The 19,927-nt window shown below is 70.1% G+C and carries 14 protein-coding genes; 9 read left to right on the top strand and 5 right to left on the bottom strand.

Annotated features, from left to right (window positions below; all coding sequences use genetic code 11):
* Nucleotides 1-35: 35 nt before the first annotated feature.
* From ACIQ8J_RS31175 to ACIQ8J_RS31165, 3 genes are all read left to right on the top strand, one after another.
* On the top strand, nucleotides 36-764 hold the full coding sequence (locus ACIQ8J_RS31175; protein WP_403276198.1) for a mechanosensitive ion channel family protein: 729 nt from the start codon (nucleotides 36-38) through the stop codon (nucleotides 762-764).
* Between the two features lie 132 nt (nucleotides 765-896).
* Entirely contained in the window at nucleotides 897-1,400 is a 504-nt protein-coding gene (locus tag ACIQ8J_RS31170; RefSeq protein WP_403276197.1) for an LURP-one-related/scramblase family protein, read from the top strand.
* Nucleotides 1,401-2,062: 662 nt separating this feature from the next.
* The gene (locus ACIQ8J_RS31165) at nucleotides 2,063-2,776 is read left to right on the top strand and encodes an IS481 family transposase (RefSeq protein WP_403276196.1); all 714 of its coding nucleotides are present in this window, start codon (nucleotides 2,063-2,065) and stop codon (nucleotides 2,774-2,776) included.
* Nucleotides 2,777-2,909: 133 nt separating this feature from the next.
* On the opposite strand, the gene ACIQ8J_RS31160 is transcribed toward ACIQ8J_RS31165, so the two are convergent.
* On the bottom strand, nucleotides 2,910-3,329 hold the full coding sequence (locus ACIQ8J_RS31160; RefSeq protein WP_403276195.1) for a CBS domain-containing protein: 420 nt from the start codon (nucleotides 3,327-3,329) through the stop codon (nucleotides 2,910-2,912).
* Between the two features lie 939 nt (nucleotides 3,330-4,268).
* On the opposite strand from ACIQ8J_RS31160, the gene ACIQ8J_RS31155 reads away from it, so the two are divergent.
* Both ACIQ8J_RS31155 and ACIQ8J_RS31150 read left to right on the top strand, forming a co-directional pair.
* Nucleotides 4,269-5,648, top strand: coding sequence for a M20/M25/M40 family metallo-hydrolase (locus tag ACIQ8J_RS31155; protein WP_403276194.1), 1,380 nt, complete (start codon nucleotides 4,269-4,271; stop codon nucleotides 5,646-5,648).
* A complete protein-coding gene (locus tag ACIQ8J_RS31150; RefSeq protein WP_403276192.1) occupies nucleotides 5,645-7,321 on the top strand; it encodes a YfcC family protein in 1,677 nt (558 codons plus the stop codon). Before ACIQ8J_RS31155 ends, ACIQ8J_RS31150 begins: the two co-directional genes overlap by 4 nt.
* Before the next feature lie 427 nt (nucleotides 7,322-7,748).
* Here the strand turns inward: ACIQ8J_RS31150 and ACIQ8J_RS31145 are convergent, their stop codons facing one another.
* Both ACIQ8J_RS31145 and ACIQ8J_RS31140 read right to left on the bottom strand, forming a co-directional pair.
* The gene (locus tag ACIQ8J_RS31145) at nucleotides 7,749-8,000 is read right to left on the bottom strand and encodes a type II toxin-antitoxin system RelE/ParE family toxin (RefSeq protein ID WP_403276189.1); all 252 of its coding nucleotides are present in this window, start codon (nucleotides 7,998-8,000) and stop codon (nucleotides 7,749-7,751) included.
* Nucleotides 7,997-8,248, bottom strand: coding sequence for a type II toxin-antitoxin system Phd/YefM family antitoxin (locus ACIQ8J_RS31140; protein WP_121800042.1), 252 nt, complete (start codon nucleotides 8,246-8,248; stop codon nucleotides 7,997-7,999). Before ACIQ8J_RS31140 ends, ACIQ8J_RS31145 begins: the two co-directional genes overlap by 4 nt.
* 623 nt (nucleotides 8,249-8,871) lie before the next feature.
* Here ACIQ8J_RS31140 and ACIQ8J_RS31135 point away from each other — a divergent pair.
* The gene (locus tag ACIQ8J_RS31135; RefSeq protein ID WP_403276187.1) at nucleotides 8,872-9,138 is read left to right on the top strand and encodes a hypothetical protein; all 267 of its coding nucleotides are present in this window, start codon (nucleotides 8,872-8,874) and stop codon (nucleotides 9,136-9,138) included.
* 426 nt (nucleotides 9,139-9,564) lie between these two features.
* Nucleotides 9,565-11,268, top strand: a complete 1,704-nt coding sequence (mpaP, locus tag ACIQ8J_RS31130; protein WP_403276186.1) for a daptide biosynthesis intramembrane metalloprotease — start codon at nucleotides 9,565-9,567, stop codon at nucleotides 11,266-11,268.
* A 165-nt stretch (nucleotides 11,269-11,433) separates the two neighbouring features.
* Here mpaP and ACIQ8J_RS31125 read toward each other — a convergent pair whose 3' ends face one another.
* Nucleotides 11,434-14,271, bottom strand: coding sequence for an AAA family ATPase (locus ACIQ8J_RS31125; protein WP_403276185.1), 2,838 nt, complete (start codon nucleotides 14,269-14,271; stop codon nucleotides 11,434-11,436).
* Nucleotides 14,272-14,913: 642 nt separating this feature from the next.
* A complete protein-coding gene (locus ACIQ8J_RS31120) occupies nucleotides 14,914-17,754 on the bottom strand; it encodes an AAA family ATPase (protein ID WP_403276183.1) in 2,841 nt (946 codons plus the stop codon).
* A 767-nt stretch (nucleotides 17,755-18,521) separates the two neighbouring features.
* Between ACIQ8J_RS31120 and ACIQ8J_RS31115 the strand changes: the two genes are divergently transcribed.
* Nucleotides 18,522-19,160, top strand: a complete 639-nt coding sequence (locus ACIQ8J_RS31115) for a transglycosylase SLT domain-containing protein (RefSeq protein WP_403276182.1) — start codon at nucleotides 18,522-18,524, stop codon at nucleotides 19,158-19,160.
* Nucleotides 19,161-19,260: 100 nt separating this feature from the next.
* On the top strand, nucleotides 19,261-19,395 hold the full coding sequence (locus tag ACIQ8J_RS31110; RefSeq protein ID WP_403608018.1) for a hypothetical protein: 135 nt from the start codon (nucleotides 19,261-19,263) through the stop codon (nucleotides 19,393-19,395).
* The last annotated feature ends 532 nt before the right edge of the window (nucleotides 19,396-19,927 follow it).

Genomic DNA, 19,927 nt, shown 5'->3' with positions numbered 1-19,927 from the left:
AGCGAAACGCGCAGGTCACCGTACATGCCGAATTAATGGAACCCCACAGGTCCAAACACGCGCCCACCCTCGTCATCCCGCATTGCTCCACGAGCAATCCCGACCGCAAACCCGCAGGCAGTACGGCCGTCGGGCACGGTCTGCACTGGCGAGGGGTGATCCGTACCCGGCGGGCCGTCATCACCACGTCGCTCGCCGTCGGCGGCCTCGTCGTCTCGCTCAACTTCGGCGGACTGCTGGGCAACCCGGACAGTCACCAGTCCATGACCTCCCGGGTGATCGCCGGTATCAGCGCCGGGGTCTTCCTGGTGGGCGCGCTCATCGCGGTGCGCGGGGCCACGGACGATCTGGTGAAGCTGCTGACCGGCCGGATCAGCGACAACCGGTCTGCCGCACTGCGGGTGATATGCCTGCGGTCCGGCTACGCACTGGTGATCCTGGGCGCGCTCAGCCTGGTCCGGGTCCCGTGGGAAGAGCTGCTGGTCGGTGGGGCGCTGACCGGGGCGGTCCTGGGGATCGCCGCCCAGCCGGTCCTCGGAAACATCTTCGCTGGCCTGGTGCTGCTGGTCTCGCACCCCTTCACGATCGGCGAGAAGGTCAGCGTCCAGTCGGGACCGCTCGGCGGCCGCATCGAGGGCGAGGTCACCGACATGACTCTGCTGTTCGTCGAACTCCACACGAAGGACGGCAAGATGCTCCTCCCCAACAACGCGGTCCTCGGCGCAGCGATCGGTCCACCCGCCCGCGAGACGCCCCTGACTTGAGCGGGCAATGCGGTTTTCGTCTTGCGCAAATCAGCAACTATCATGCGGAGCGAAGGTGTTCCTCCTTGCGGGTGGTGCTTGGGCCGCTGGTGCCGCGCGACCCGGGAACGCGACCGATCCAAGAGGGGTTCCATGCGTTACCTGGTCCGCGACCGCATGCTCGCATTCCACGAGGAAGCCTGGATCGAGACCGAACATCGGCAGAAGCTGTACAGGGTCAACAGGAAACTGCTGCGCCTGCGCACCACGTTCGACTTCGTGGACACTCAGGGCAATCAGGTGGCCAGCATCGTCAAGAAGGCCCTCACCCTGCACCACACCATCCTCGTCCGACAGGACGGTGAGGTGGTGGGCAAGATCAGCAAGCGGACGTTCCGGATCTTCGGGGACCGGTTCAAGGTCAGCCTGCGAGACAGTCGGCGACTGCGGATAGCGGGCAACTTCTGGGACCGAGAGTTCGACATCCAGCACGCGGGCACCACCCTGGCGCACATCTCCCGACGCTGGTTCAGCATCCGTGACGCGTACGCGATTGACGTGCTGAGCGAGCAGGACGCCACACTGCTCATCGTCCTGGCCGTGTGCGTTGACCACATCCTGGAAGACCGCAAGGGAGAAAAGCTCACCAATCTCTAGGACCGGCCGCCTCGGCCCTGTCACGTCGTCGGCCCACCAGGTGATGTGCGGCAGCCGAGAGCGACCGGAGCGGAACCGGTACACCCGGGCGGCGCGCAGCGAAAGCGCCCGCCTGACTTCAACAGCGCGTCACTCCAGTGGCGTTGATCCGGGGGAGAACGAACACTGCGCCTGCCGGAAATTCATCCGTGCAGGCCGTAGCCCTCCTGCTCTCGCGTTGCGTCGCCGGGGGCGCTGGCCCGTCCGCGACGAACGCACCGATCTGCGGCATGGTGATCGCCCGTGCTGCTGTGCCTGGCCTGCCTCACCGTCATCCACGCCTTCGCCGCGCTGTGACTGCTCCCGATGAGCCTCCGCGACAAGGACGTGGAGATCCTGGCGCTGCGGCACCGGATCACTGTTCTTGAGTTACAACTCGGGCCGGACAAAACGAGGTTCGGGCTGGTGGACCGGGCGTTCCTCGCCGCGCTCCTGGTGCCGCTGCCCCGCGAGGTGCTGCGCCGTCTTTGGCTGCTGGGGCGCCCGGACACCGTGCTGCGCTGGCACCGCGACCTGATCAAGCAGCGCCACGCGAACACCTGCCGCCCGAAACGACCCGGACGACCGCGCACCGTGCTCTCCATCCGCGTCCTGATCCTGCGTTCCGTGCGCGAGCACCCCGCGTGGGCTACCGCCGCATCCACGGCGAACCCGCCGCCCTCGGCGTCAAGGTCGCAGCCTCCACCGTCTGGCAGATCCTCAAGGACGAAGGCATCGACCCCGCCCCCGAACATTCGACCACGAGCTGGGCCGACTTCCTGCGCTCCCGGGCCGACGCCCTCTTGGCCTGCGACTTCATCGAGACCGTCACCCTGACCGGCCGGCGCCAGTACATCCTCGCCGCCATCGAGCACGCACGTCGCCGCATCCGCATCCCGGGCACCACCGCTCACCTCACCGCGGACTGGGTCACCCAAACCGAGAGGAACCTCGTCATGGACCTCGAGGACGCCGGCGAAAAGGTCAACTGCCTCATCCGCGACCGCGACACGAAGTTCCCCGCGCTCTTCGACGCCGTCCTCGCCGACGCAGGTATCGAAGTGGTGCTCTCCGGCGTACAGACCGAGAATGAACTCAATCATGGAGCGCTCGGTGCAGACCTGCCGCCACGAACCTCGACCGCACCCTGCTCTGGAACCAGCGCCACCTGCTCCACGCCCTCCGCCAGTTCGAACAACACCACAACTCGCACCGGCCCCACCAGGCCATACAGCAGGACACCCCGCTACACCCAGCCCCCCGAACCGATCACCGACCCCGACCAGATCGCCCACCTCGACATCCGCCGACATGACCGACTCGGCGGCGTCATCCACGAATACCGACACACCGCTTGAGCTGCCCAGATGGGGATTTCGGCAGGCGCAGGGTCAGCCAGAGGACCACGGCGGCGGGCGCCGTGGACTGCGAGGCGGTCTCGATCACCCACCGCCTAATGGCGCTGACGGCCGTGGGTCCCCGGCCGGATGGTCAGGTGGTAGCGCAGACGGCCTCGACGAAGTGGCCCACCTGTTCTTCCGGGAGGCGACGTGCGAGGTCCGCCTCGCTGATCATGCCGACCAGGCGGTGGTTGTCGGTGACCGGCAGCCGCCGGATCCTGTGCTCTTCCATGGCCAGCAGGACTTGGTCCATGTCGGCCTTGGCGTCAATCGTGATCGGCTTGCCCTGCGCGAGCTGGCCCGCAGTCATGGTCTTGGGGTCTTCGCCCTTGGCGAGACACTTCACCACGATGTCACGGTCGGTAATGATCCCGTGGAGCCGGTCGTCGGGCCCGCAGATCGGCAGAGCGCCGACATCCAGCTCACTCATCCGGCGCGCCGCGTCCTCCAGTGTCTCGCTCTCCTGGATGCAGGTGGTACCGACGTGCATGATCTCCCGTGCAGTGGTCATGGCCGTCTCCTTCGAGCCTCGCGATCTGGGCCAGGTGAGCTCGTAGAGTCCGACCCGCCCCGACTGGTACCCCCTCAAAGCCAGTGTGGAGTCTTCGCATCCCATACGCATGCCAGGGAAGAGGCCAGGCAGTGCTCTGCCCCATTCCTCCTGACCGGGTCTGGTCCGGACGGTAGAAGGGCCCGTCGGGTGACCCTCACTGTGCCGGCGCCGTCGGCGGGAAGACCGGCGGCCAGGTCACCGCTGCGGCGCTCGCTCGCCCATGACCTGGAGCGAGGGTTCCCGGGCTTTCGATGGGCCCGTGAGCGGAAGTGGCTCCGTGCCCAGCAGGGCTCGCAAGGGAGGCAGATAGACAGCGGCTGCCTGGAGGCTCAGTGTCGCGCCCACGGCGACCAACAGGAACGGGTTGGCCGGACTTCCCGGGCGAGCCAGGGAACCGGGCGCCACGCCGAGCTGCGCCATGCCGCCAGGAACATCATGGACTGCCCTGGGCGACCGGTCTGGGGGCCGGAGCGGCGGCGCTACGCGCAGTGAGGCAAGGAATGGGAGCTGCTGTAGCCTCGGTGCGCTGCCGGCTGAGCCGAGAGCGACACTTGTGGTGGATGGCCGGGGCTTGCCGGTCGGCGGGAGAGAGCGATGAACGGCTCGGTCGGAATCGGACGCGTCTTCGGCATTCCGCTGCGGATGCACTGGAGCGTGCCGGGGCCCCACCGGCTGGCCGGCACTCCCTTCCCTCCGGCATTTCGTACGCTGCCCAACTCAATTTCTGATCCAGCTGTTTGACGGAAGATCAGCCAGGGCGGCGGCTCAGCCGGCTGCGGTAGCCTCCCGGGGCTGCTGCGGTGTACGCCTTCCGGGGGAACACGTCTGCGCAGAGGGGGGTGTGCGGGTGGCTGTTGCCGGGATGCGGCGGGGTGTTCCGCGTGGTCCATTGGGCCCATGGACGCGGACCACGACTCTGGGCGGCACCATCATCGGGCCCGGGACCTGCGCGCGACGGTTGATGCGTTGATGGGCGGGCTGCGGGCGGACCTGGAGAGGCTGGCCCGCATCCCCTCGGTCGCGTTCCCCGGCATCCCTCCCGAGCCGGTGCGTGAGGCGCACGATCTGGCGGTGGAGCTGTTGCGGGATGCAGGTGTCGAGCGGATTGAGCGGCTCGATCTGCCCGGCACGGCCCCTGTCATCTATGCCGAGATTCCCCCGCCCGTCCAGGATGCCCCGACGGTGCTGCTCCACGGCCACTACGACGTTCAGCCGCCCGGCGACGCGTCGCTGTGGCGCTCGCCGCCGTTCGAGCCGGCCCCGGTCGAGGGCGGGCTGCGGGCGCGCGGCATCGCGGACGACAAGTCCAACATCATCGTCCACCTGGGCGTGCTGCGGGCGTACGGCGGCCGTCCGCCGACCGGGATCAAGATCGTGATCGAGGGGCAGGAGGAGTACGGCAGCGCCTTCGACGACTACCCGCCCACCGACCTCGGGCGGTTCGCCTGCGACGCGATGGTCATCGCCGACATGGGCAACATCCGCCCCGGCTCACCCACCCTCACCATCGGCCTGCGCGGCGCGAGTGAGGTGATTGTCGAGGTGCGCACGCTGGCCGAGGCGCGGCACAGCGGAGGGTTCGGCGGCGCCGCGCCCGACGCCCTGCTCGTCCTGCTGCACGCGCTGGCCACGCTCCACGACGCGCGCGGAAATGTGGCGGTCACCGGGCTGCGTCGCGAGGCGTGGTCCGGCACTTCGTACACCGACGAGGAGTTCCGCGATCTCGCGGCCGTGCGGGAGGGGGTGCCGCTCATCGGCAGCGGCAGCCTGGGGGAGCGCCTGTGGGGCGGGCCCGCCGTCACCGTCATCGGCATCGACGCCCCGAGCGTCGACCACGCCGCGTCCGCGGTCGTCCCGTACGCCCGCGCCAAGCCGAACCTCCGCTTCCACCCGCAGCAGGACCCGAAGGAGGCGCAGGGCGCCCTGGTCGCCCATGTGGAGGCACTGCGGCCCTTCGGCATCCCGCTCACCGTCACCCCGGGCGACACCGGCCCCGGCTTCGAGCCCGCGACGGGCGGCCCCGCCTACCGCGCCGCACTCACCGCGCTGCGCGAGGGCTGGGGCGCGGAGCCCGCCTTCGCGGCGAGCGGCGGCTCGATCCCGCTGGCCAACGGCCTCGCCAAGGCGGCGCCCGGCGCGGAGGTGCTGCACTTCGGCGCGCAGGACAGCATGTGCGCGCTGCATGCCCCGAACGAACGCGTCCTGTTCTGCGAACTGCGCGGCGCGGTGATCGCGGAGGCGGGGGAGTACGCGGCGGCGTTCGGGGGTGAGTCATGACGGCGCCGCCTCCCGCGGGGCCCGCGGGGACGGGTGCGGGACAGCCGCCCCAAGATCCGCCCCCGGAGCCGCCGTTCGAGGAACCTTCGCCGCACAAGAGCGGGGGATTCCGTTTCCCGAGCGCGCTGACGGTCCTGGCGGTCGTCACGGTCGCCGTGTGGATCCTGGCGTTCGTCATCCCGTCGGGCGCGTACGACCGCAACGCCGCCGGAGCGCCCGTGGAGGGCACGTACCACCGGGTCGCCAGCGGGCAGAGCTTCACCGACCGCCTGAACGACCTGTTCCTCTCGCCGGTCAACGGCCTGTACGGCATCCGGGACGCCAAGACCGGCCGGGTCGGCCCCACGCTGGCCGGTGAACTGTACGGCAGCGCCGGGGTGTTCCTCTTCGTGCTGGCCATCGGCGCGTTCATCACGGTGGTCTTCGCGACCGGCGCCCTCGACCGCGGAATCGGCCTCCTGGCACACCGTCTGCGCGAGCGCGGCGCCCTGCTCATCGCGGGCGTGATGACGGTCTTCTCCGTCCTTGGCACGGTCGAGGGCTTCGCCGAGGAGACCCTCGGCTTCTACGGCCTGATCGTGCCGCTGATGCTGGCGCTGGGCTACGACCGCCTGGTCGCGACCGGCACCATCATCGTGGGCGCGGGCATCGGCGTCCTGTGCTCGACGGTCAACCCCTTCGCGACGGGCGTCGCCTCGTCGGCCGCCGGGATCTCCCTGGGCGACGGCATCGTGCTGCGCTTCGTGATGTGGGCGGTCCTGACGGCGGTGTCGATCCTGTACGTGGTCCGCTACGGCAGGCGCGTCCAGAGGGACCCGTCGACTTCCCTGACGGGCTTCCTGCCGGGCGACGTGGAGCGCCGCGCGGCGGGGGCGCCTGCAAAGGACGGGGCGGGTGCGGCGGACGGCGCGTCGAATCCGAGCAGCTCGATGGAGGACGGGGCATCCGAGCCGAGCGGGGCGACGCCGGACGAACCCCCGGAGCTGACCCGCACCCACAAACTCGTCCTGACCCTCCTCACCCTCGTCTTCGCCTTCATGATCTTCTCGGTGGTGCCGTGGTCGAGCGCCCTGACGGGCAAAGCCGACGCCACCCCGTACGGCTGGGAACTGGGCTGGTCCTTCCCGCAGTTGGCGGCCCTGTTCCTGGTGGCCGCGGTCCTGGTGGGCGTCGCGGCGAGGCTGGGCGAGGCCGAACTGAGCTCGACGATCATCCAGGGCGCCGCCGACTTCATCTCCCCGGCGCTGGTCATCGTCCTGGCCAGGGGCGTCACGGTCATCATGAACAACTCACAGATCACCGACACGGTGCTGCATTCGATCGAGGGCGTCGTCAAGGGCGCGCCGTCCACCCTGTTCGCCGTGATCGTCTTCGTGGTCAACCTCCCCCTGGCCTTCCTGATCCCCTCGAGCTCGGGCCACGCCACCCTCGCGATGCCGATCCTGGCCCCGCTGGCCGACTTCGCGGGCGTCCCACGAGCGGTGGTGGTCACGGCCTGGCAGGCAGCGAGCGGCTGGATGAACCTGTGGGTCCCCACCACCGCCGTCACCATCGGCGGCGTAGCCCTGGCCAAGATCGGCTACAACAAGTACCTGCGCTTCGTGGCCCCGCTGCTCGGCATCCTGTTCGTATTGATCTGCGCGTTCGTGGCGGCCGGGGCGGCGTTCACCTGAGGCGGGCGGATGCCGACCCACTACCGGAGTGTTCACACCACGGCCACGGGAGGCACCTCACCACTTTCCGGCCCCAGGGTGGCTCGTGTGATTCTGTCTCGGTTTCTTTCACCTGGTTGTCCCGCCCGACAGGCCGTTCAGAGACCCAGCGGACATTTCTGCGCGAGCCAGCAAGGCTCACCCAAGTCTCCTCGGCTGCCCCCTGAGGCCAGTGGGCCGTGGGGAACCGAGGTACGACCGGAGGTGCGACCCGCCAACGCATCGACCACCTATTTTCCGGGGGCAGCCGGCGGAGACAAGCCGGTACCGGATTGCTCTTCAGCGGGGTCCTTTGTGGTGGAACGCGCTTGGTGGGCGGGTATAGCCAACTAGCTTGCTCGTGACGTGCCGGACACGGTCGTCGGCCTCACAGCGGTAGCAGCGCTGCTCATTTGGACGTGCGTCCGATGTGGGTGACGAGGATGCGGATGATGCGGTCGTCGATGAGGTACAGCGCCCGGTAGGAGCCGGCTCTCAGGCGCCGGTACCCGCTGCCGTATGGCGTGGAGTTGGCAGGCCGGGGATCTGCAGCGAGGGCGTCGACGGCTTCGTACAGGGCGGCCAGACCCTGCGGATCGTCCTTGAGGAACCGCACTGCGGCGCTGGTGGCCTCGGGCTCCCAGATGATGCTGTAGGTCACGTGCGCAGCCCCAGCATGCGGCCGACCTCTTCGTGGCTGACACCCTCGCCGAGCATGCCCTGCGCCTGGCGCCGCTCGCGTTCAGCGATCGCCAGGGAGTCCTCAAGATCCTCTATCACCTGGGGGGACACGAGGAGTGCCGCGACGTGGCCGTGGTCGGTGAGTGCGATGGTCTCGCGGCCGTGTGCGGCGCGCCGCACGAGGTCGCCCAGTTCGGAGCGGGCCTTGCTGATCGCGATCTCAGTCATGGCTACATGATGCCACAAGGTTAATCTAGTGGCACTTTGAGTCGAGTCTTGGTCAGGCCGGGGATTGCGAACCCTCGGGAGGCCGGGGCCGCGGAGCCTGACGACGTCGCCTGTCACGCTCGGTGGTGCGCTGCTATGACCTCCACGTGCCGACTCCTGCGTGGACCGGTGTGTCCGCAGATCAAGGGGAAGCTCCATCCCGGTTCCGCTGGTGCCTGTCCGGCGCCGCCTGCTGCGGCCCGAGGCCGGTCTTGCAGCCTCCTTGCGCCGGCTTTCTCCCGCCTCGTCTTGACGCGCCCGCGCCGGCCTCGCATCCGCGGTTGCAAAACGACCTCAGGCTCCAACGGCCAAAGCAACTCGGTGGTTACCTCCTGTTCGTTTTCCGGTTTGTTACTCGACGGTTTCTCGGTGTGCTGGCGGATATCCCGGCTCTGCCCGGAGTGGCGGTTTCGGCTAGGTGGCGGATGTTTCCGCCCCTCCCCGAAAGCGATGGTTGTTGCAGATCGAGGGAGTCCTCCGCAGCACACCGGGTGCTCGGTTCCCTCAATCCCTACCGGAGGCTCTGCCCCGCAAACCGGGGCTGGTTTTCGGGCCCGCACTACGTAAGAGAAAAGGAAAACACCATGCAGCACACCATTTCCGACCGCGCCGTGATCCTGGGAATTGAGGAGCTGGAGTCGCTGGACGCGCCGGATGCGTCCCCCTCGGCCTCCAACCTCCCGACCTTCGGGGGTGCCCTCCAGGACGCCAAGACGTTCGGCGAGGGCGTCAAGCAGGCCGGGGAGGCCATCTCGAACGCCGCTGAGAGTGGCCAGAAGTTCAACCAGGTGTGGACCGACTTCAGCAACGGCGCCCACAACATCTACACCTACTTCCACCCCGCCCACTGACGATCGGCTGGCCGGGGCGGGCGGTACGGCCCTCGGGCGCTCCGTTCGCCCCGGCGTGGGGCTGAGGTCTGCCAGGTGCCGGGCAGCCGTCCGGCACCTGGGCCGCAGGCGCCAGGTGTTACTGCGGCTGCTGCGGCCCCTCTGACCTCTTCCGCATCACCGGATGAGGAACCCAGCCACGCAGCGTAGACGCCGTCACCGGCCGCGCCGTGTTCATGCGTGGAGGAGCTGGAGGCGCCCTCCGCGGCCCCCTTGCATTCATCCTCCGGCTCCCTTGCTGATGGCCTGTCCGGCCCGCCCTGCCCCGGACGCGTCGACGCCTTTCTGAGCGCCGGCTGCGGGCGGCGGGCACGGTGTCCCCGAGGGGCGCTCTGCCCGCCCGGTCGCGTCCCGCTCCACCCGCACCCTTCAAGGACTGCCATGCCCGTGACAACACCCGCCCCTGCCTGCCCCACCACCTCACGTGCGGCGCCGGACATCCACGAGGGGGTCGGCTATCTGCCCGAGATGCCCGCCCTCCGCGAGGGGGTGGAGATCTTCCAGGCCGAGGGGGAGGACTATGCGGTGGTCAGCGTTGCCCCCGAGGGCCGCCATCTGCGGATGGGGCGCGATGCTGCGGTACTGCTGGCCGGTCTGGACGGCTCCAGCGAGCGCGAGGACGTCCTGGCACAGTGGTCGGCTGCGGTAGGGCAGCAGGGCGCGTCCGAACTGCTGGTGCAGCTGTGGGGCCTCGGGCTGCTTCATAACCCCCAGGGGCCGCCGCCTGCGCGCGAGCGAGCGTTCACTTACCGCAAGCCCTTGTCCTTTCAGTTCACGCTGGTGCGGCCGCGGCGCCTGACGGCCGTGCTGCGGATGCTCGGAGGTGTACTGGCCCGGCGGCCCTTCCCTCAGCTGTATCTGGCGCTGCTCGTCGCCGGAGTGGTGGCGATGGCCGTGGGCCATCAGGGCTTGGTCCATACGATCAGCGCGCCGGTCTCACGGGGCACCGTGTTCCACGTCTGGGCGGTCACGCTCGCGGTCGGTGCCCTGCACGAGTTGGGCCATGCAACCGCGCTGGCCCACTTCGGCGGCCGGCCCCGGCGTATGGGGGTGATGCTGTTCTACTTCTTCCCTGCCTTCTTCTGCGACGTCTCGGCGGGCTGGAAGCTGGGCGATCGCGGGCACCGGGTCCGGGTGGCGTTGTCCGGGGCAACGGTCAACGCTGCGGTGGCGGCCGGCGCGGCGATCATCGCGGCGCTGAGCAAAGGGGAGGCAGCCGAGTTCTGGTGGCTGCTGACCGTGTACAACCTGATCTCCACGGTCTTCAACCTGCTGCCCTTCGTCAAGCTCGACGGGTACCTGGCCCTGATGGGCCGCGTAGATGTGCCCTTTCTGCGGAACAAGGCGATCAGCGATGCCCGGGCGTTTCTGGGGCGGGTGCTGTACGGACACTCCCGCGCCGAAAAAAGCCTGGACCGGCCGTGGTCGGTGTGCTTCGGCCTGGCCGCGATGACCTTCCCCGTGGTCTGGATGGGATTCATGCTGACCCGGTTCCTTCCCTCCATGCTGTCCTGGGGGAAGGCCGGTGCAGTGGTGTGGCTGGTGCTCATCACACTGGCAGGAGGCCGCCTGCTGTACGGGATGGTGCGCATCGCCTTCCCCAGGCGCCGCGAGGGCGTCCGCACCGCAGGGTGGGGCCGCAGACTCGCGGGACTTGGTGCGGTGGGCGCCGCCGCTGGCTCGCTCCTGTGCGCGGTGCCGGTCAGCGCCACGGCCCCGGCCGGATACGTGGTGCAAGACGGCTGGCCCGCCTTGGTGATGCCCACCAACGGTGGCGCAGTTGAAGCTGTCCATCCGGGGGAGGAGGTTCAACTGCGCTCGGCGGGGTTGGTGGTCAGGCCGGTGGTGGCCACTGCCATAGTCGACGGCCCGGCCAGCGGCCCCGTGAGCGTACCGTCGGCTACCTTCAGCCCTGTCCGCGGCAGTTCCGCGCCCACCGAGATGGTCCGCTACCCCCTGCACGTACTCCGCGGACACCCCCTGCCCACCGGCGGGGCGGCCACGGTACGCACCGGCACCACCACCCTCGCCGGCCGCCTGGCGGGCATCTACCTGCTGCCACCGCTACGTCTGCTGACCGGACTGGGATAACCGGCCCGCAATCACTGCCTGAGCCACCGACCGCGGCATCACCGGCCGGCAGGTCCACGGTCGGTGAGCTGCCTGGCGTGTGTCCGCTGCCTTGACACAGCCTGCCGCCAACCGCCCGCACCAGCCGATGGGGCGGCCCCGCTGGCCGGGGGTAGGGGGCCGGTGTCAGTGCGTGCTGTGCGCGGTGACGTGGGCGGCGATTTCGACGCGGGAGGTCATGTCGAGTTTGGCGAGGATGTGGGAGACGTGGGTTTGCACGGTGCGGCGGGAGATGAACAGGCGTTCGCCGATGTGCGGGTTGGACAGCCCCTCGGCGACCAGGTCGGCCACCTTCCGCTCGGTGGCGGTCAGGGCATCCCAGCCATGGCTGGGCCGACGGCGCGGGCCCCGCACGCCGCGGCGGAACCCGAGTCCGCGCAGCGCTGCGTCGATCCGGGACAGGTCCCAAGCCGCGTCCAGGCCCTGGTAGCCGGCAGCGGCCAGATCCAGTTCATGACGGGCCTCATCACGGTGGCCGCGCTGGGCCATCAACGCGGCCGTGTCCTCGTGGCAACGTGCTGCGTGCCAGGGACGGTGGAGCCGATCGCATGCGTCGGCTGCGGCCAGCAGCGCGTCCGCGCGGCTGTCAAGAAGGCCTTGGCAGTGCAGCAGGCCGGGGTCGAGGACACCGGGTTCCGCGGACTCGGCCTGGTCGAGCAGGAAGGCATGCATCTGGCGTGCCCTGTCCGGGTGGCCGGTCTGTAGAGCGAGGCGAACCGCTTCGGGCGGCAGGACCGTTAGCCACACGGCGTGCAGGTCCCAGCTGTCATGACGGCACAGGTGCTCGAACAGCTCCAGAGCCTGCGCGGGGCGGCCGCAGTACTGCTCGTAGCAGGCATGCGCCCACCGCGGAAAGGATCCCGTGAACGCGTCGCCGGGTGTGTAGGGCGAGTGGACGGGAGCACGGGCCAGGTACTCCTCGGCAGCAGGCAGGTCGCCGCGATGTACAGCGATCAACGCCCCCAGCCCGCACAGCCCTCTGCGTGCGTCGCCGTACTCGGGAAGCTCCTGACCGGCCTCGATCTCGGCCATGGCGTCATCCCACAACCCACCCACGAACTGGACGTACGCGCTGTACAGGTGCTGCCACAGCATGTCCGCCACGGACTCGGCGCCGGCCCCGTACCCCGACGGATGCCGCAGGACCGCCACCGCCTCCTGGAGCCGGCCCAGATCCAGCAGCGCACTGGCCCGGAAGGTATCGAGGACCCGACGGTGCCCCGGCAGCTGCTTGAGCAGCTCCCACGCTCTGCCTGGCCGCTTGGCGCACTCTTCCACCAGGGCAAGTACCTCGAGCGCCTGGGATACCGCTGATACCGCTGTGGCATCGGCCAGGTCCGCGCCCGAGGTACGCACCTCCTGTGCGATCTGCCTTGCCCGCCCATATTCGCCGTTGTCGGCCAGGCGAAGCGCGCAGTGCGCCATGAACTGCAGGCGTTCGGCCGGGCTGGTGTCGGGATGGTCTGCGGCTTCCTGCGCGAGGCGGATTCCGGCCTGGGCGGCGCTGAGGGGATCGGTGCGATCTGCGGCGCGGGCGTGGTGCACCAGGATCCACCGCAACTGCGTGCGCAGGTGCGGATCTGGTGTCTGGGCCAGGGCCTGGGTCGCAACCCGCGCACACTCCTGTGCCCGGCCCTGGTTCAGCAGGGCATGGGCCCAGACCACCCACAACCGTTGCACCCGGGGGTCGGCCGGGTCGGCGGCGGGCAGGGCACGTTGGAGCAGTTCGACGGCGGTGTCCCGGTCCCTAGCCACCAGACGGTCGGCCGCGCCGGCCAGCCACTGAAGCCCGTCGTTGCCGAGCGCGGCCCCGGAGCGCCGCAACTGGTCGGCGACACGCTCGACCGGCTGCCCCACGGCGGCCAGCGCCAAGCCCAGCCGCTGGTGCATCGCCTGCCGGGCCGATACCGTCAGCGTCTCGACCAACGCCAAGCGGACCAGATCATGCTGGAAAGCGAGGTGTTCCCCCACCTCGATCACGACCCCGGCACGCTCGGCCACCTCCAAGCGCGGGAACACCTCCTGCGGCGAGCGGCCGGTGGCGGCGGCGAGCTCACCCACCGAGAAACGGCCGCCCAGCAACGCCGCAGCCCGCAGCAACTCGACCACCTCAGTCGGCAAGAACCCCAGCCGCCGCATGATCACTGAATGCAACGAGCCCAGGTCGGCCCCCTGCGCAGCCTCCGCCGTATCCCCGCGCACACGGATACGCTGCCCGGCGTTAAGGGCGTCGACAAGAGCAGTGATGTAGAAGGGGTTTCCGGCAGCGTCCGCAGCCACCTGCCGCAGGACCGGACCGGCAGCCGCACCGGTCAGCAGCGCGAGCAACTGGTCCACCTCCTCCTCGGGCAGCGGCCGCAAGGTGATGGTTGTCGAGCCGCGGGCGGACAGACTCTCCAAGAGCTGATCCAGCTGCGGCGTACTCTGCCCGGAATGGATCGCCAGCAGCACCAGCAGCGGCAGTTGCTCGACCAGGCGGCTGAGCCGCTGCAGACACAGCAGGCTCTGCGTGTCCGCCCACTGCGCATCGTCGAGCACGAGCGCGACCGGTCCTTGTTCGCACAGGTCCTCGACCAGCGCGATGACCAGTTGGACCAGCGCGAACTCGTGGCCAACAGCCGGGGTGCCCGATCCATCACCCGCCTCCCCCCGGAACTGCGCAACGACCTTCGCCCGTCGGCTGTCGCCAGAGCGCCGGTTGAGGTCCAAGCAGTCCCCGATCGCGCTGAACGGCAAGTGGGTCTCCAGCACGTCCGCGGCGCCGATACAGACCTGCAGGCCCGAACGGGCCAGTTCAGGGACCAGGGCACGCACCAGCGCGGTCTTGCCGATGCCGGCCTCACCTGCGACCAGCGCAACACTGCCGTGCCCCGTCGCGGCCCGGCGCGCGGCCTCCAGCACCGAGTGAACCTCACCATCGCGGCCCACCAGCGGACCGCCCGCGGCGCACAGCGGTATCCCCATACCGCAAGTCTCGCACCTGCCCCACCCCAGGGGCCACGCCGGCACGGCTCCCTGCCTGGCTGGCTGCTGGTTGCCCCCCTTGATGCGCTCACGCTGCGAGGGGCATGCGCGGGCGCGGGTCATCGGGCAGTAGCACCGCAGCCAGGCCGCTCCGGTTGATGTCGAGCTTGCGGCAGACGCTGGACACCGGCTCGCTTGGCTTCACTCACGTCCGCGCCCGGTCGCCGTCGTCAACCCTTCCGGCGGTCGTCGAGGACGGAGAAGGCGCCCGCGATGCCACAGACGCTCGCCGCCGAGAAGGCGAGCGGAGAAGCCGTGGGCCATGCCCTTGAGGTGTTCCGTTGTGCGTGTGGGCGACACGCCTGCGGTCGTCGCGGTCGGCGTACGTGGCGAAGTGCGACAGCCGGCCCGTGCCCGGCCCGCAGGGCGAGCTGGATCAGGTTGGTGGTGACCGGACTCCCAGCGAGGTGAGGACCGCGTCGTTGTCCAGCGAACACACGGCCACCATCGGTGAGTTGTGGCTGATCAGGGCGGCATGCCTGGGCGGTCTGTACCAGAAGGTCCAGGGTGGGCGCCATCACCAGGGTCCGGCCGCCTGCGGAGTACTCGGGTGTGCGTGTGCTGGCCGCGGCGTCCCGCCGGTCACGTCGTGCTCGGGCTGTGCTGGGTGAGGTGGGCGGCGACTTCGATGCGGGAGGTGACGTCGAGTTTGGACAGGATGCTGGAGACGTGGGTCTGTACGGTGCTGCGGGAGATGAACAGCTGGCCGGCGATGTGGGGGTTGGACAGGCCTTCGGCGACGAGGCCGGCGACTTTCAGTTCGGTGGTGGTCAGGCTGTCCCAGCCGTGGCTGGGGCGCCGGCGGGGGCCGCGTACGCCGCGCCGGTAGCCGAGGGCGCGCAAGGCAGCGTCGACACGGGCGAGGCCCCAGGCGGCGTCCAGACTCTGATAGCCGGCGGCGGCCAGGTCCAGTTCGTGGCGGGCGTCGGCCCGGTGGTCGCGCCGGGCCAGGAGTGCGGCGGTGTCTTCGTGGCAGCGTGCTTCGTGCCAGGGCCGGTGGAGGGCACGGCACTGGTCGGCGGCCGCGAGGAGTGCGTCCGTGCGGTCTTCGAGGAGTCCTTGGCAGTGCAGCAGGGCGGGTTGGAAGACGCCGGGTTCGGCGTGTTCGGCCTGGTCTGTCACGAAGGCGTACAGGTCGCGTGCCCGGTCGCTTTGGCCCATCTCCAGGGCGAGGCTGACGACCTCGGGTGCCAGGACGGCCAGCCATACGGCCTGCAGGTCCCGGCTGTCGTGGTAGCACAGGTGCTCGAACAGCTGGAGGGCTTGGGCGGGGCGGCCGCGGTACTGCTCGTAGCGGGCGTGGGCCCAGCGCGGGAAGGATCCGGTGAACGCGTCGCCGGGTGTGTAGGGCGACTGGATCGGCGCTTGGAGCAGGTAGGTCTCGGCGGCCGGCAGGTCACCGCGGTGCAGAGCGATCAGTGCTCCCAGTCCGTTCAGTCCTCTGCTGGTGTCGCCGTACTCGGCGAGTTCCTGACCGGCCTCGACCTCGGCCCGGGCGTCGTCCCAGGCCCCGCCGACGAACTGGACGTAGGCGCTGTACAGGTGCTGCCAGAGCATGTGTCCCGCAGCCTCGGGGGCGGTGCTTTCCCCGAACGGCTGCCGCAGGACTGCGACGGCCTCGGGGAAACGGCCCAGGTCCAGGAGCGCGCTGGCCCGGTAGTGGTTCGCGCGAAACCCGTGCCCAGGCGCGTGTTCGAGCAGCTCCCATGCCTTGCCTGGGTGGTGGGCGCACAGTTCCACCAAGGAGAGCACCGCAAGGGCTTGTGAGGCGGCGCCATCGGCCTGCTCGGTGTCTGCGGCAAGTACGCCCTCTGCGACGTGCCGTGCCTGGTCGTAGTCGCCGAGTTCAGTGAGGAGGAAGGCGTAGTAGGCGGTGAACTTCCGGCGCTCGGCCTCGCTGGTGTCCGGGTGGGCCCGGGCTTCCTGCGTGAGGCGGATCCCGGTATGAAGAGTGCGAAGGGCATCGGCGCAGACCTCGGCGCGTGCGTTGCACACCAGGATCCACCGCAGCTTGGTGCGCAGATCCGGATTGCGTACGGTGGCCAGGGCATCCGTGGCGACCTGACGGCACTCCTGCGCGCGGCTCTGGTGCAACAGGGCGCCGGCCCAGACCACCCGCAGGCGTTCGGCTCGGGGGTCGGCCGGGTCCGCCACGGACAGCGCACGCTGGAGCAGTTCGACGGCAGTGTCCGGGTCCCGGGCCGCCAGGCGGTCGGCAGCGGTGTCGAGCCAGGCCAGCCCCTCCTCGCCGAGGGTGGACCCGGAGCGCCGTAGCTGGTCGGCGACGCGCTCGACCCGGTGCCCGGCGGCCGCCAGCGCCAGCCCCAGCTGTTGGTGCATGGCCTGCCGGGCCGAGAGGGGCAGCCTCTCCTCCAGGGCCCGGCGGACCAGGTCGTGCTGGAAGCAGAGGTCTTCTCCCTCCTCGATGAGGACACCGGCGCGCTCGGCCACTTCCAGGCGCGGGAACAACTCCTGCGGCGGTACTGCGGTGGCGGCGGCCAGTTCACTCACGGAGAATCGGCTGCCCAGCAACGCGGCGGCCTGCAGCAGCGCCGCCACCTCGGGTGGCAGGAATCCCAGCCGCTGCATGATCACCTCGTGAAGCGAGCCCAGGTCCGCTCCCGCGAAGGCGCCCTTCGTATCCGCGGTGGCACTGTGGCGCCGCGTGGCATCGAGGGTGGCGACCAGAGCGGTGAGATAGAAGGGGTTGCCCGCCGCCTCACCAGACCTCCGGCTCAGCTCCGGGGCGGGAGCCCCACCGGTGAGCTGGTCCAGCAGCCGGGCCGTCTCGGACTCGGACAGCGGCCGCAGGGGGACGGTGACCGCACCCTGCGCGACCAGGCTGTCGGTGAGAGTGTCCAGTTCCGGTGTGCTCTGTCCCGAACGCGTTGCCAGCAGCACCAGCAGCGGGAGCTGCCCGGCCACCCGGCTGATCCGCTGCAGGCACAGCAGACTCTGGCTGTCCGCCCACTGAGCGTCATCGAGTACGAGCGCGAGCGGGCCCTGCTCGCACAGGTCCTCCACCAGTGCGACGACTTGCTGAGCCAGCCCCATCTCGTGGCCCATCGCCGGCGGCTGCCATTCACCGCCCGGATCCCCCTGGATCCGGGCCGCCACGGCCGCCCGTCCGCGGTGCTCCGAGCGCGGGGTGAGATCCAGACAGTCTCCGATGGCGCTGAACGGCAGCCGTGTCTCCAGCACTCCCGCCGCCCCGCGGCACACCTGCAGCCCTGCCCTGGCCAGTTCCGGGGCCAGGGCATCCATCAGGGTCGTCTTCCCGATGCCGGGCTCACCTGTGACCAGTACGACGATGCCGTGCCCCGCCGAGGCCCGGCGGGCGGCCTCGACCACCGTGTGCATCTCGTCCTCGCGTCCCACCGGTGCCGAGCCCGGAGCGCCTCCGCCGTCGGGCGGTTTTCCCATATCGACCTGCCTCGCACCGGGCCGCCCCACAGAGAACGGCACCATAAGTGACATAAATATACATACGGTAGCCGAATTTGTCGGGCGGCGCCCAGGTGTAGCGGCTGCCTCGCACCGCCCCGAGGGCAACCACGCCTTGTTGCCTGTGGGCTTCTCTGTGAGTGGCGGACATGCGGATGTCGGCGGGTCGGCCGGACCGGCTGCAGCCCAGGCCTGCTCAGGGAGTTCGGCGGCAGTGCCGCGGTTTCGGGCCATCAGGTGGCCGGCCGCGGTGGCCGGCCAGTCCCTCCGCCTCGCCGGGCGCGGCCCCGGAGCGGCGCAGCCGACCGGGGCTCCCGGTCGGCTGATGCGCTTCGGCAAGCGCCGGGCTCATCCGCTGGGCATCGCCCGCCTCGCCGGGGCGCTCGGCGCTTCCTCCGCCACCACGCCGCCCCGCCCAGCCGCGGCCCCGGCGCGCGGCCTCCAGCGCCGCGTGCACCTGGCCGTCGCCCACCGGCGCCGGCTCTGCCCGGGCCCGGCGGGCCGTCGGTGTGTGGGGGGTGCGGATGGCGGTGACGGCGCCGCCATGACAGTGCCCGGGGACTCCAACTCCGTGCGTTACCGGCGGGTTTCTGGGTGAGGTGACCGATGTTCTGCCCATGGGTGGCGGGTGATGGTGATGACGGATCAAAGCCGTGGCAGGCGAACCGCCACCTCTGTGCCGGGCCGCCCGGCAGTACCGCCCCCGCATCCGGGGTCACCAGCCGATCACCAGCCAAGGAATTGCCATGTCCCAGTGGACCGTCACCATGCCCACCTTCCGCTCGCTGACCCGGGGCCTCGCCGCCGGTGTGGGCGGCGCCGTGCTCGTCATTCCGGTGATCGGTGCGGCCACGGCCGCTGCCGCACCGGCAGCGGTCCACACCGGCACGGCCGTCAAGGTTGCAGCGCCCGCCCTCGCGGCCGCCAGGCCGACCGCCGCGGCAACCCCCGCCGACCAGGCGAGCACCTCCCAGGACGCCGCGTCCGGCCGGGCCGACCGCTCCGCACCGTCGGCCAGCCTCCCCACCCAGAACACCGCCGCCGTGACGAACGTGTCGCCGTACGCCAATAACCTCGACGGCTGGATCAAACAGTCCCTCGCCATCATGGCCCAGCACGGCATCCCGGGCACCTATGACGGCATCTACCGCAACGTCATGCGCGAGTCGTCGGGCAACCCGCTGGCCACCAACAACTCGGACTCCAACGCGGCGGCTGGAACGCCCTCCGAAGGACTCCTCCAGGTCATCCAGCCCACCTTCGCCGCCTTCCACGTGCCGGGTACGTCCACGGACCTCTACGACCCGGTCGCCAACATCACCGCCGCGTGCAACTACGCCGCCAAGACCTACGGGTCCATCGACAACGTTCACGGGGCCTACTGACCGACGTTCTCCGTCGCCACCAGACCCGGCGCGCCAGCAATCTGGCGCGCCGGGTCTCCGCCTTGTCGGCGTCGTGGGTCCGTCCCGGCAGGCCGAGCAGGTGCTTGCCGAGGACTTGCCGGTCATCGAGCTGTGGTACCAAAGCGGCACCGCGGGCTACTCCAGCGAAGGGTCCGACGTCGCGCTCGACGCGTTCAACATCCCGGTGTTCACCGACATCAAGGTGTCGGGATGACAATGCGGCGGCAGCCGCGGACGCCGCCGGCCCCGGCACCGTCTCGCACCCCCTGGCCGACGGCCGCGCCGGCTTCGCCCTCAGAGGGCAAGGTGGCCGGGCCGGGCTCGCGTGCACCCCGTCCGCTCACCGGCCTGGTGGCCACGCCTTCAGCCCCGACCGGGCACACCGGGTGTCGGCAACACCGTCGGCAGCCGCCCCGGTGCGGCGGTCCGGTGACCGTGTCCTGGAATGGTCCTGGAATGCTTTCGGCGGCTGTACGGGCATCTGCCCGGCGACGTCTTGAAGACAGGCTCGCGCCCTGGGGCGCGCCGTCGCCGGGCCTGCGGGCCCGGCAGGGTATCGGTGGGTGCGGGGTGCGGGGTGCGGGGTGCGGGGTGCGGATTGCGGTGATGGCACCGCCCTGACGGTGTCTGGGCGAGACCGCCCCGTGTACTACTGGCCGGTTTCTGGGTGAGGTGACCGATGTCTCCCCCCTCGGTGGCGGGTCATCGTGAAGGCAGATCAAAGCCGCGGCAGGCGAACCGCCACC

This window comes from Streptomyces sp. NPDC094147, from assembly GCF_044764265.1.
Lineage (GTDB): Bacteria > Actinomycetota > Actinomycetes > Streptomycetales > Streptomycetaceae > Streptomyces.
This window is presented reverse-complemented; position numbering and strand designations above follow the sequence as displayed.